10 protein-coding genes and 1 pseudogene are annotated in these 13133 nt (G+C 43.9%); 6 read left to right on the top strand and 5 right to left on the bottom strand.

Annotated elements, in window-relative coordinates; translation table 11 throughout:
* Positions 1-167: 167 nt before the first annotated feature.
* From AC0YOA_RS36515 to AC0YOA_RS36495, 5 genes are all read left to right on the top strand, one after another.
* Positions 168-731: a hypothetical protein gene (locus AC0YOA_RS36515; RefSeq protein ID WP_475790689.1), complete on the top strand. Its 564-nt coding sequence runs from the start codon at positions 168-170 to the stop codon at positions 729-731.
* Positions 732-766: 35 nt separating this feature from the next.
* A complete protein-coding gene (locus tag AC0YOA_RS36510; protein WP_475790688.1) occupies positions 767-1159 on the top strand; it encodes a hypothetical protein in 393 nt (130 codons plus the stop codon).
* A gap of 2 nt (positions 1160-1161) precedes the next feature.
* Complete coding sequence (locus AC0YOA_RS36505) at positions 1162-2562, top strand: hypothetical protein (protein WP_475790687.1); 1401 nt, start codon at positions 1162-1164, stop codon at positions 2560-2562.
* Between the two features lie 74 nt (positions 2563-2636).
* Positions 2637-2960, top strand: coding sequence for a hypothetical protein (locus AC0YOA_RS36500; protein ID WP_475790686.1), 324 nt, complete (start codon positions 2637-2639; stop codon positions 2958-2960).
* An 84-nt stretch (positions 2961-3044) separates the two neighbouring features.
* On the top strand, positions 3045-3278 hold the full coding sequence (locus AC0YOA_RS36495; protein WP_475790685.1) for a helix-turn-helix domain-containing protein: 234 nt from the start codon (positions 3045-3047) through the stop codon (positions 3276-3278).
* A 195-nt stretch (positions 3279-3473) separates the two neighbouring features.
* Here AC0YOA_RS36495 and AC0YOA_RS36490 read toward each other — a convergent pair whose 3' ends face one another.
* Positions 3474-3758 (bottom strand): transposase, encoded by a 285-nt coding sequence (locus tag AC0YOA_RS36490; RefSeq protein ID WP_475790684.1) that lies wholly within the window; start codon positions 3756-3758, stop codon positions 3474-3476.
* A 467-nt stretch (positions 3759-4225) separates the two neighbouring features.
* On the opposite strand from AC0YOA_RS36490, the gene AC0YOA_RS36485 reads away from it, so the two are divergent.
* Positions 4226-7717: a glycoside hydrolase family protein gene (locus AC0YOA_RS36485; protein ID WP_475790683.1), complete on the top strand. Its 3492-nt coding sequence runs from the start codon at positions 4226-4228 to the stop codon at positions 7715-7717.
* A 158-nt stretch (positions 7718-7875) separates the two neighbouring features.
* Here the strand turns inward: AC0YOA_RS36485 and AC0YOA_RS36480 are convergent.
* The 4 genes and pseudogenes from AC0YOA_RS36480 to AC0YOA_RS36465 all read right to left on the bottom strand — a co-directional run bounded on the left by AC0YOA_RS36480 (position 7876) and on the right by AC0YOA_RS36465 (position 12658).
* Positions 7876-8617, bottom strand: a pseudogene (locus AC0YOA_RS36480) (sugar phosphate nucleotidyltransferase).
* Positions 8618-8924: 307 nt separating this feature from the next.
* Positions 8925-10280, bottom strand: a complete 1356-nt coding sequence (locus tag AC0YOA_RS36475) for a hypothetical protein (RefSeq protein ID WP_475790682.1) — start codon at positions 10278-10280, stop codon at positions 8925-8927.
* A 141-nt stretch (positions 10281-10421) separates the two neighbouring features.
* Positions 10422-11189 carry a hypothetical protein gene (locus AC0YOA_RS36470; RefSeq protein ID WP_475790681.1) on the bottom strand — a complete coding sequence of 256 codons (768 nt, stop codon included), beginning with the start codon at positions 11187-11189 and terminating at the stop codon, positions 10422-10424.
* A 362-nt stretch (positions 11190-11551) separates the two neighbouring features.
* Positions 11552-12658, bottom strand: coding sequence for a glycosyltransferase (locus AC0YOA_RS36465; protein ID WP_475790680.1), 1107 nt, complete (start codon positions 12656-12658; stop codon positions 11552-11554).
* Positions 12659-13133 lie beyond the last annotated feature (475 nt).

Raw genomic sequence — 13133 nt, 5'->3', positions numbered from 1 at the left:
AAACATCTAAAAAAATTTTAAGATATTATTAAGCTCGTTAATTTATACACAATTTCTTAATCTCGCCATAACATTCTTATAACAATTCTTCTCTATAGTTTATCGTTATGATGTCATATCAATCGAACAAAATTAAGTAGATCCCGAAAGAAAGAGATGGACAGCCGATGAAATCATTGTTCACTGCAAGAGATTTTGCGATTACGCAAGCGAGTGTAGCCGCTCTCCTTTTTTTATCAATCCCTTTGTTCAATGTCATTGGATTCAGCAACCATAAGCTGACGGCCGTCCTGCACGGTTTAGGCGCGACCATAACCGTCATCATGAGCTGCCAAACGATTCATCTGACCTATCCCATGCTGCGAGGCAAGAAAGGGGCCGCGGCCACCCTGGAATGGGTGCTCTGGCTCACAAATCTTATGGTTCTGCTTACGATCGTGTTTGGCAACTGGCTCTACATCGCATACCGGGGGCCGGATGGTCCCCAGCAGTGGCTGATGTACCATAGCCCCGAGGTGCATTTGGTTGTGATGGAATATAAAGAATTCGTTTCACTGTACCCGCTCCCTCTGGGAATTGCGGCGGCCGTTTTATTGCGCCGGTTTCGCCATGCTCTCGTACCGGGCTCGGTAGCTGGCGGGATCATCGCTTTATTGATCACGCTATTCTGGATCTGCTTGCTGATCGGATTTGTGTGTGGAATTGGCTTGACGAAACTGAGAATGGTGTGATTTTCAACATGGTTGATATGGGGGAGAAAAAAGTCGTGAAAGAAGTCAAGCAACGAAAAACAGGCGAAATCGCTGCCGTTCTGCTTTCGGTATGGCTCGGTATCGCAGCGACAACGGTCAGTCACTTATGGAGCTATTACGATCCGATCAGAGCTAATCAGATTTTACTGAAGTTGGGCTCCTGGATCCCCCATTGGTGGGGCATCGGTCCCTATACCGGCAAAGAAACGGCAGGACTGCTCGTCTGGTTGGCCACATGGACTATATTACACTGGACGATCGGACGGAAAGAGGTCAATCTGAAACCGTGGACGATCGGATTTGCCGTTGCCTTTATTGCCAATCTGATCATCCTCTGGCCGACAGTTTACCACACCATCCTGTGGTGGCCTAACCTTCCGAACACTTTACCGGGAGGAGAGGGTTAATCATGTCGTCGATCCTATACAAATATAAACTTTCTTTGTTGCTGCTTGTGTTCTTTGGTTTTCTGTTTTGTTCCTTCTATTGGACAAAGGTGCCAATGGAAGGATTCAAGTCATCCGCCCAGTCGTCCATGTCGTTTCGATTCGGTTATTTCAGTGAGCAGGAAGGGGAAATCGGGGAGTGGATCAAACAATTCCGGGACATATCGTATTTTGCCGCGTCCCATCAGTTGCTGCAGAGCCAACCGGAAGCGCAAACGTTTCAGCTTTATCCCATATATGACGGTTCTACGACGGAACAGCTTTTCAACGAGGCTTATCCTCATTTGCCTGCCGGGACTCTTCAAGGTTTCGGGAAATCTGTCTATGAGGTCAGTCAGGGAAACGCCAGATTATTCTTTCTCAACGCCGATCGGTTATCCGATGAGGGAGACGGCCAGTTGGAATGGCTCCGAAAGACGGTTGACACAAATAAGCAAACGTTCGCCTTTGCCTGGCTGAGCAAAGATCCGAAGCTTCCCGAGGTGTGGAACGCGTTCAGAGACGCGGGAATCAGCGCGGTGTTCATCCGCGATTCCGTCTACGTCCTTGATTTAGCCGTTACACAAAAGCCTTCCGATTATCTGCCCGCTGAATATGAGGGCTGGGGAGTATGGGATTTGTCCAGGCTGAAGGAAACGCCTTTCATTACGGTAATGGAAGCGAATGATAACGTGTTGTCCATTAAGGCCGAGAATAAACAGGGACAAGTGCTGGATCAACTGGAACAGGATGCGGAGAATCTGGCTATGTTGAAAGAAAAGCAGGAAATTCCGCTCGTGGGCATTCAATCCTTATGGAGCTACCATCCGGGCGGCGAGGATATCAAATTCGCCCTGCCACCGGAAGGGGTGGATTTGGTGGGTGAGGGTCCGATCATTGAAACCTACCATACGGAAATCGTTCCACTGCCTGCTTACGATTGGCGCAGTCCGGAATACGACGATTCCGACTGGAGGAACGGCAGGGCTCCTTTGGGAAATACGAATAACAAGGAGCGGCAGGCTTATGTGCAAACAAACCTGGAGGCCGTGAAGTCCCCGACTTATTATTTTCGCAAGACGTTTGAATTGGACAGCGATCCGAGGGAGTTGTCCGACTTATATTTGAATATCGCCTATGAGGATGGTTACGCCGTTTATCTGAACGGCCAGGAAGTATCGCGGGACGCAATTCTAACCGGGATCTTAACCGAATCCTCGCTCGCGTTTCCGAATGAATTTACCTTCTATCGAAGAATTGATCTAAGCACCCATTTGGACAAGCTTGTGAAGGGGACCAATGTTATTGCCGTTGAAGTGCACCGGAGCCACCCCTCCTCGCCTAATCTGTTCTTTGACCTTGCCTTGTCTGTTGAATCAAATTGAAAGGAACGAGGATGATGCGGACAAATCTGATGAATTGCATAAGAAAACCAACGAGGAGAAACATTTCATCATGCTTGCTAATCGTTTTTCTTGCTTTTTTAATGACGGGATGTGTCCCCGCTCCAAAAAGCTCGATTCCGATTGCCGACTTTTCCGTTACGAATGGGCATCTGATTGTCCAAAACGAAACCGGGTTTGTATGGTTCGATGCGAAAATCACTATTGACGACAAGTACACCTATGAAGCACATGTGATGCCTGCCGGCAAATCCAGCATGCCGTTAGCCGATTTCGTTGACGATCAAGGCCAGGGTTACAAGCCCGGACGGTTGAGCATCCGCAATATGACGATCGACATAACCGACACGTTGGGTGGTAAAAGGCACTTTCGTTGGTAAATCACGTCACGCCCTACCAAAAGAAAAACCGTCACATGGTATTATCCCCTTCAAGTAGACGCTCAAAAAAACCTTCATGTTATCATGGAGGTTCGAGTGGAACTTGGAGGGGATATTTTCATGGCTAGGATAAACATTCAGACGTATAAATTAAAGACGGTCCGAGCATATGCAGAAGGCTCATCGAGTTACAAGGTGGTAGCTAAACGAAAAGGCATTCGTAACTGTTCCCAGCTGAAGGTCTGGGTGAAGAAATGGAAAAACGGAGGGCCATTCGATGAGCGGAAAGGCAGCAAGCCGAATCGCCGAATCCACTGAAGGGAACGAGATTTGAAGGCACAGGTAGATTACTTAAAAAAGCAGTATCCAAATCTAGTAAGGGAGAAATGCCAAGTCAGCGAGAGAACTGCGAAATAATGGAGGAACTGCGCCCCGTGCACGTCATTTGAGGCCTGTTAACCATGAGATCAAGGCATGCATCCTTAAGTGCGGAAACCGGGAGTCTTTCCTCATTTACTGCTTGAACAATGTCAAACATTCCACATCCACAATCCGGCGATCTTTTTCTTGGAGTTCCTGTTCTTTCTCTCGCAAGAGCTGCTCCAGTTGACGGACTTTCTCGCTACTGGCTAACGGTTCGCTTTCAAACTGCCGATACTTCGCCATCCATTTGTGTAAGGTATTCGCGGGGATGTTCAGTTCCTGAGCAATGTCCGCCACCAACTTGGTCTGTTCTTGTATAAATTGGACGGTTTTTTGTTTAAATTCTTCATTGTAATGCTGCCGTTGTTCACCCATGAGAACACCTCCTCGATATGTTCATTATTAGGGTCTTCATTGACGGTTGTCTACTATATATGCTACATGCATTTCACAGTATGTAGAATTTTATAATACAGACCGCCCTCATTAATCGCTGGACAATGTAAATCCTGATGACATTTACTCTCAACATGTATTAGCAGCAGCATCGTAATCGGATGACCGAATTACCCACTTCAAACAAAGGAGGACATTAACTTAATTTATTGAAATTCGTGTCTTGACAATGGGAGCATTACAAATTACCCTAAATTACAATTTTGAATATTATCAAAAATACAGTTCCATTAGTCCATAGCATTGTAAATTTTGAAAAAATAAACTAGGTGTTTGTGCTCAATTATTGATGAAAAGGGATAATTTACTTTTTATTTACTTCCTGTTATCATTCATCAAACAAAACTGAACTATTCTATAAAAATGAAAATTAGGAGGTTAAAAGAATGAAAAATCAAGGTAAATGGCTTGTATCCACTATTATTGCTCTAATAATGTTGTTTAGTTTGACTTACAGTGCATGGGCAGAGTCTAATAGTTTAACTTTAGGGAAGTCTAAGAGAATAACTCCTTTGGGATTTTCGTCTAACGTAAGAGTGTCAGACACATTTTCGTTTAAGACATCTTCAGCAAAAGATAAATTAAATATTACAACCGGTAGTGTTCCAGATTATATTTCTATAAATGATGGAACTAAAAATATAAATTTGTCTAATGCTAAAATCAGTTTACTAAAAGGCACAGATGGAACAGCATATTCTATAACTAATTTACCTACAGTTGATAAGGCTAAATCGTACACGTTGAAAATTAGTAAGTCTAAAAGTTCTTTAGATAAAATTGCTTTTAAACCAGCAAATTCTTCTAACACGGATCTTAAAGTGCTACATAACGCCATTCACATATCAAGCATCGACAACGCTAATAGCTCTATTTATATGATACCTCAGTACAATGTTGAACAATTGCTTGCTGAAATTGACTCAACAGACAATTCTATTCAAAATTATTCTGTTACAGATAATTCGGGATCAGAAAAAAGGTTATCTGATGAAATAGTTAATAATGATATATTAACTGTTGTTGCTGAAGATGGAACGTCCAAAAAGTTTACAATACATATATCCACTTTAAAAGCAAACTTGCAACAATATACAGTAGGTCAAACTCAAGATATAATATTAGAATATTCTATTAATAGAACCACACCAGAAAGAAAATATTTATACGGAACGTTAACATTTAATTTACCAGATGGAATAAAAGCTTCATCTACAGATTCTTTCGATTTAATTGGTCGTGGCTTCGTACAATTAAATGATGCTGCTATAGCTTCTGCAAAAGACTATAACCATTCAGGAAGAAACTGGGTTAGAGATATAGATTCTAATGAAGATATACGAACAAAAGTGGAAATAACTAATGGTGGAAAAACTGTCTCTATAAAGAATACAGATTTTAGCGCTTACAATGGTGTTGATGTTATTCTTGTTTTGAAAAACAAAAAAATTCCAAGACAAGGCGGAACTTTCAGTGCAACTTTTAGCGGCAAAGCTTATTCAGGAACACCTCGCGAAGTGGATTATACTGAAACAGGAACTACAAACTTCAATGTAACTTCTAACGTAACAAATTTTGTTAGAAAAGCTGATGATGTTTCATATAACACACCAACAACTGTTGTTCTAGAAGCGGATTCAATTAATAAAAAAGCCAGTGTTTATGCAAGCTTAGACAAAGGATTAACTTGGGTTAATACAGGAGCAGTTTTAAATTCACAACAAGCAATACTTACTAACCTTTTACCAGATACAAACTATTACTTTAAACTTGTAACATCAGATGGAAGTTCAAACATGGTAAGCTATTATTCAGGTATATATGACGTTACGAATTTTGGAGCTGTTGCTGACGCAACAGTAACAGATAGCGCTGGTGACATTATTAGATATACCGGAACAGATAATTCTGCTGCTATAAATGCAGCAATTGTTGCAGCAAGCAAAAATGGCGGCGGAACGGTTTACTTCAAAGGAAACTCAAATTTTGCCTCTAATAGTATACATTTAAGAAGCAACGTATATTTATATTTTGACAAAAACTCTCAACTTATAGCTTTAGACAATATCGACTCAAGAGAAGATAGTTTAAATTATCCTTTCGCATTGGGGCAAGATGACGGTCATGGCTATTGGGAAGACGCTCTTATGTGGGGCGTTCGTGTAGAAAATATTAAGATTCTTGGAAATTCAGCTAAATTTTATGGAAATATGAATTTATATACTGGCTATAGTAGTCCTTATGTTCCTGGTGAAGGAACTAAAACTATTTCGTTAAAATTATCTAAAAATATAGTTATTGGAGGAACAGATGAGGATAACGTTTTAACCTTTGAACAAGGTGGCTGGTTCTCTATCAACTCAACTGGCTGTGATAACATTAGAGTTCAAAATATGTTATTGCCTAACTCTACTTCTGGTCGTCAAAGAGATACATTCAACTTTATGCAAAATAACGACGCATCTGCTTATAACGTTACAACTTTGAAGTCTAGTAATGACGTAGCAAAATTAGGAAGCGATTTTTCTTTAGGATTTGTTAGACACGTTTCTAATATAGATATTGAAAAAATTGTTGCTGGTGACATAGCCGGTGGAAATGTATTCCAATTAGGCTCAGAAACAGTTGGGGATATTGAAAATATAACAGCAAAAAATTTATCTCTTACAACAAATGCTAACAAAACTGGTGTTGCCATATGGGTTAACGACGGTTCAAACGTAAGTAACGTAATCTTTTCAGATTTAAATTTAGAAAACACATCTGGTGGAATTGCTTTTGGCGTGTCTCCGCGTTTTGAAGGCGCTGGGTTTGATGAAGATGGAAGTCTTCAAACATCAAGACTACCTCTTGGAATAAGAAGACCTGGTTCTATTTCAAATGTAACGGTCGATGGGGCTGTTTTATCAAAGAACGCAGGAGGAGATGGAGCGTTCCCAATTGTTATTCAAGGATACAAACGATTTCCAAGCACTGGATCTGCAGGCCAAGTTGACGTTGGTTCAGTTGGAACTATTGTAGATGGAGAAACTTATCCAGTCAGCAATATAACATTTAAAAACCTTGATCTTACTGCTTCCTTTAATCCTGCCAAAACTGCTTCTATGCCAGTTTTATCAAACACTACAAAAGTTATAGCTGAAGCTAAAAATGGAGGTAACTATAGAACATCATCATATGCAAATGCTAGTTTGTTCCCTGCATATGGTATTCTTATGAAATATGTAGATAATGTAACGATTCAAGACAGTTCCATAAAATATGAAGACGCATTAAGAAATGATAGATTTGCTATTGTTATTGATAATGGAACTGACGTTAATTTAAGCAACTTAGATATTTTACAAGGCGGGTTAATTGGCAGTGCTATACAGGTTAGAGGTACCTCAAGTTATAATTTTAGCAACATAGGTGTTAAAACTTTCAATAAAAATTATAAAACACAAACTGCAACTATGTATCCTAATGCAAAGGGCAATTCCAATTTTGATAGTTCCGTAGAGGCAAATTTATCACAGTCATATGTTTACCCAAGCATTGTCTCTGACACAGCCGTAGATATTGCATATACAAGCACACATATTAACTCTGTTTCAGGCAGTGCAATTGACATTAAAGTTGGAACTACGGTTGGAGATGTTTTAGGCGAGTTAATATCCCTAAATGGTGTTCAAACTATTTCAGTTATAGATGGTAGTGGAAATGCTGTTGCTTCAACTGAAGTTATTACAACAGATAATAGTCTTAAAGTTATTTCAGCTGATGGAACAAAAACTACGTCATTACCATTTACAATCGACGGTGCCGTACAGGCAAATTTATCAAGCATTACCTCTGGCACAGATGTAGATCGTGGTTCACTACCTGATGCAGCATAAGCGCAATGGACATCTCTGATGATTCAGCGCAAGCGGAGGACATGGAATTAACAGAAAAGTGGTGGTGCAAGTATAATAACTTGCACCACCACTTTTCTGTTTTGGTCTATTGTTGGTTTCTTCTGTAGAGGAAAGCACTATAATGTATTCCGCTCGTCCTAGATTTTCAACTTACCGAATTCATCTCCGAACAATATATCTTTTGCGAGTTCATTCGCCTTGCTTAACGAAGCATGCGTCCCTGCGTCCGTCCACCAGCCTTGAAGCACGTCAAATGATAACTCGTTCGTGCGAATATAAGCGTTATTGACGTCCGTAATTTCCAACTCTCCCCGACCTGAAGGTTCCAAAGTACGAATAACGTCGAACACCTTGCTGTCGTACATATAGATGCCCGTTACAGCATAACGACTCTTCGGAGCACGTGGTTTTTCCTCAATGGATAGGATTTTATCTCCTGCGAGTTCCAGCACCCCGTACCGCTGTGGATCACTGACTTCTTGGATCAGGACCTTGGCTCCCCTCCCTTTTGAACGAAAGCTATTGACATAAGGCGCGATACTGTCCTCGAACACGTTGTCCCCTAGAATGACCACCATCTGGTCGCCGTTGACGAACGTTTGCGCCAGACCGAGTGCTTGCGCGATTCCGCCGGCTTCATCTTGTACTTTATAGGTAAGCGATACGCCGAAATCCCCACCGCTGCCCAGCAGGTACGACATCCCCCATATGGTCTTTCCCTGTGACGACAAGAATATCTTGAATGTCCGCTTCCTTCAATTTGACGATGGAATGGAAGATCATCGGATATTTGCCCACCGGCAGTAAGTGCTTGTTCGTTACTTTCGTAAGCGGAAATAAGCGAGATCCCGTACCCCCCGCTAGAATTATGCCTTTCATGATGTCCTCCTCAATTTCAAATGATGGCAGAGACAAGTAAATCTAAGTGAAAATCAATCAATTCAATCAAGTGGATATTAGAAAATTAATAATTAACTTAAGAATTTAGTTATATTTAAGTCAGAATATCGCTGCTAATGTCTTGGCCCGTTTCGATTCCAGACTCCAATTGATAAATAAGACCAAATTCTGGCCATTATGATCTGCGAACGGCCAGAACTTGATCCCAAAACGTTGAACGTTGTTACTCTCCTAAGCTTCCTCAAAGAACGAGTATTAGTATTCCCGATTCCCGAATAGCCAACTTCTACTCGGTAAGTGTGAAGCCCATTCGAATAGCTGGTATAGCCGAACCCGGATGGTCTGCACCGTAGGTCAATTGCGGCGCAACGTACACGTCCGGATTGGCCTGCTTGCCCCGGTAAATGCCCGGATACAGATCGAGGATATGATAACCGGGCTCGCCAGTAGCCGTGACCGTGAACGTTACGGTGCCCTGGCTGTTGAACCCGCACATGTACCCCAGATAGGCATTATCGTAATCCAGGTAATACGCGTTGTCGTATTCCGTCCAGCCAACGCCTTTGATCTGGATTGTGATCTCGGTCCCTGCCGGCCCGGAAGATGGCGTAATTTGAGCGATCGATGGCGTAATCGACAAGTATGCCTCCGCATACGTTACGCCTCCAATCTTCAGTTCAATCCGGTGCGGCACGCCTCCAAGATCGTCCGGGATCGGAAAGTCATAGCTCAAACTGCCGCTAGCGTCCGTGCGAACCGTACCGAGCGTCCTAAACTTCTCTGCGAAGCCCTCGCCCGTAATCCGGCTGCCTTCCATTGTATGCCAGACCACATCTGCTTGCTTGCCTGCAGGCAGTCCGCTTGCCTTAAGCGTCACCGAATCCCCAACTTGACCACTGGTTCGGCTCAGCGTCGCGTTGACGCCTTGCTTGTTCACTGGAGGCGGCATTTGCACGCCCCCACCAGCGGCTATCGGCTGCGCTTCTACTTCGTTACGGACGATCGGCGCTTCATCCGTAACGGTAAACGTAAAGTTTGGCACTGGCAGATAGGAATTCGGCGCTTCCGTATAATTCAAATACGGCATACCTAAGTAACCATGCCAGATCGTGATCGAATGCTTACCTGGGGGACCTGCAGCTCTTATTTTCGCGGTCGCGCTCCCGTCTGTGGACACGGCGGAGATCAGCCCTGTCATCTTGTTGTCGTAGGACAACTGCCAGTTGCTCTCCATGGTCGCATAGCTGATACCCTCAGCCTGCACCGTGATTTCCGAGCCGACAGGTCCGGACTCCGGGAACAAACGGAAGGTCGGAGCAATGAACACATTCGATTGGGTGACTTTTTTGTTGTTCTGTCTTACGTAAATCGTATGGTCGCCTCCAAAGCCTTTCGGCACGACAAAGCTTCCATCCCAGTTACCCGTACTGTCGGTCGTGCCCATCGTCATCGTATACTCATCTGGCTTGTAGGATGGGCCGATTAAGCTATAAATACCTTGAATGTCATAACTGCCATGCTCTGTTTCCCACTGCAGCTTGACCGGCATGTTTGGTTCCAGACCCTTGGACGAGAAATGAACGATAGCCCCTACTGTGCTGTTGTTTTCCTCGATCATAACGGTCGGCGTAACGGACGCCACTTTCTTTTCTGCCGAAGCAGGCGACACGAAAAAGACGGAAGAAAGCAAAAGTAGCGAACTTAGGATCGTGTATGGTTTGACCATTCGTATCATTGGATGCAATGAATTTAACCTCTTTCATCTGTTGTTCATAGCTGTGCTTTATTTGGTCGAGGCTCCCGTTGCGGCAGGCACGGTGTCGACGATTGTAATGAGTGAAGGCATAACTTGGAACGGCTTGTATTCGCCTTTCATGGAAGCCGATTGCGCGGTAATGTAGTAGCCGAGAGTTCCCTTCGGCGTTTTATCCGTTACTTTGTAATTCACGGTCCAAAATTTCTCGCCGTCCGGCACGCCCGGCGGGTGCAGCCCCAACTGCATGTCAAGCACTTCGCCCGTAGCGAGATGAACTTGCAGTTTCGCATCTTCGGCCAGCTTGCCCGTAACCGGGTTAAATGCTTTCATGCGGAAGACGATGCCGTCACCAACGGTGAAGCGGTTCTGCAGCACGCAACCTGCCAATTCGGAAACAGTATCCCCATATATGACCAGTTTGGATGCGAAGGAAAGCTGCGCCGTTTTGGTTTTTCCGCTCCAGGAGAGACTGTTCGCGCCTACCGCATTCGCTAGGTCTTTAATAGCCACCGTCGGTGTGCCCTTCGTTTCCACCGCCTTGACTTCATTTCCATTTATGATTGCGGAATGCTTTTGGTTGTCATAGGAGAAAGTAAATCCAGTGAAAGCAGAGAAGTTCTTTAGATCGACGTAGACCCTGCCGTCTGCAACATGATTGGCGGACGATACCAATTTCGTTCCATTAATAGAGATCGTGAGTTCCCCTCCGCTTGCAGATACGACTGCCGGCAGACAGGCTGTGACGACAGCGGCCACCATCAACGATGCCGCCTTCTTTTTAAAACTAGTTTTCATCTTCTTATCCTCCAAGTGTCTTCGCATCGATGCCTGTTTCATAAATAGCATTTTGCTGCATTATAGTATAGTCTTCAAAAAGGATTTTCTCGAGTTCGAATTGCTACCGTAAAATCACTGCCACAATACGCAGCATACTGGCTATACGCCAGCTTTGTTGGTTTTGAATATTAAATGTTACCCGTTTCAATCAGCTGTTCCAATAAGCTAGCCGCGTTGACCGGTCCGTCATAATTCGCGAACTCCGCCTGAAGTTCTTGCGCGCGCGCTCGGTATTTACCGTTCGAAAGCATTTCCTGAACCGCTTGATGGACCTGTTCGGCTGACGGGTTACCGGTCTGCAGGTTAATTCCTACGCCAGATCAGGATACACGTTGGCCAATCTCAGGCTTATCTTCCGTATCGCCAGCCACGACCAACGGTATGCCGTGAGATAGTGCATATTGTACGCCGCCATATCCGCCGTTAGTGACCATAATATCAACCTTCGGAAGGAATTGATCGTATGGCAAAAACTCGGCAACCCGCGCATTGGCTGGAAGATCTATAGAAAGGGCGGACTGAGGTCGTCCGCCTAACGAAGCTACGACAAGCACATCCTCTTCGGCAAAAGCTCGAATCGTAGGTACGACAAGCCGATTAAAATCACTGATGTCCAGAGTTCCTTGCGTCACATGGATGACTGGGCGATCGCCGTCCAACTCCTCCCACCAGTCAGGAAGCTTCTGAGTGCTTGAACTCGCGTTTTTGGACAACATTGGTCCAACAAAACGAACGCTTTTCGGCATATCGGAACGCGGGTATTCAAAGGATGGAACCGTAAATTGAAGGTAAAGATCGCTTAACTTGGTCGGCGCATCCGTAATGTAGCCATCAATTTGAGCCAGGCCGTGATCGGCTAGCAGTTTATTAAAATACTCCCGCAAATCAGCAAACATGACGTTTTGGATTTGATTGTTCAAATCGATATTCCGAGCGCGTTCATCCACGCCGGGGGTGACGGGAATCCCAGGGCCGAACGGCGGAGTATCCACGCTCGACACTGTCAATCCGGTAAAACCGGTAACAGCATATTTCAAGCCTTTATGTTCACCGGATTCGATCATCGGTAAAATGAAAAAACATGAAGGATCACAAACTATAACCTCCGCGGGAAACGACTCCAGAATACGCGACACTTCCTCGTAATAAACGGGAGTCGGCGCCATGAAAATATTTCTTAAGTCGAATTTGAGTTTGTCCAAGCCTTCATGATTACGACGCTCGGGAAATTCCTCTTCTAGCTTTCGATCATCATAATCGAATCCCATAACTACGTGTCTTGCCCCGACGGCTTCGACGGTTTCCTTAAACCGTTTGCCTGTATACCACACAACTTCGTGGCCTCGTTCCACTAACTTTTTGGCAAGCAGCAAATTCGCGCTCACATGGCCGTGAATCGGCGTGTTGCTAAATAAAATTCGAGCCATTTTTCAACTATCCTCCAAGTCGATTCTAAGATGTCTATCGTAACGCCTTACTATGCTATAAAAAGATTTTTACCATGTCAAATAACGATCTTCTTAGTATTACAAATATTGCGTTTTATATTTAACCCAGTGTTGTCCCTCCCCGACTCGATTCTCTTGTTTTCTCTGACTTGCACGTACTTCTGAATTTAAATATTAAGATTTAGTTAAGGTGAGTTTTTCAGGAAAAAAGGAGCATAAATATAAGGTATTATAGCTTGCTAGATACAGCCGATCTTGTCTTTGGATCCTGTCCCGCCTGCGAGAATAATTCCCTTCATTATTCTCCCTTATCTCCCCGGTCATCAATATAGGTTGACAAGGATAATATTATTTGGCTTCTAACTCGGCGACGACATTCGCGATGGCTGTGTACGGATCAAGGGCAGCATATTCCGCCTTCAATCTTTGTGCATTCGCTAAGAATTCCGTCTTA

It is taken from the genome of Paenibacillus sp. JT22N12 (genome assembly GCF_056269365.1).
This window is presented reverse-complemented; position numbering and strand designations above follow the sequence as displayed.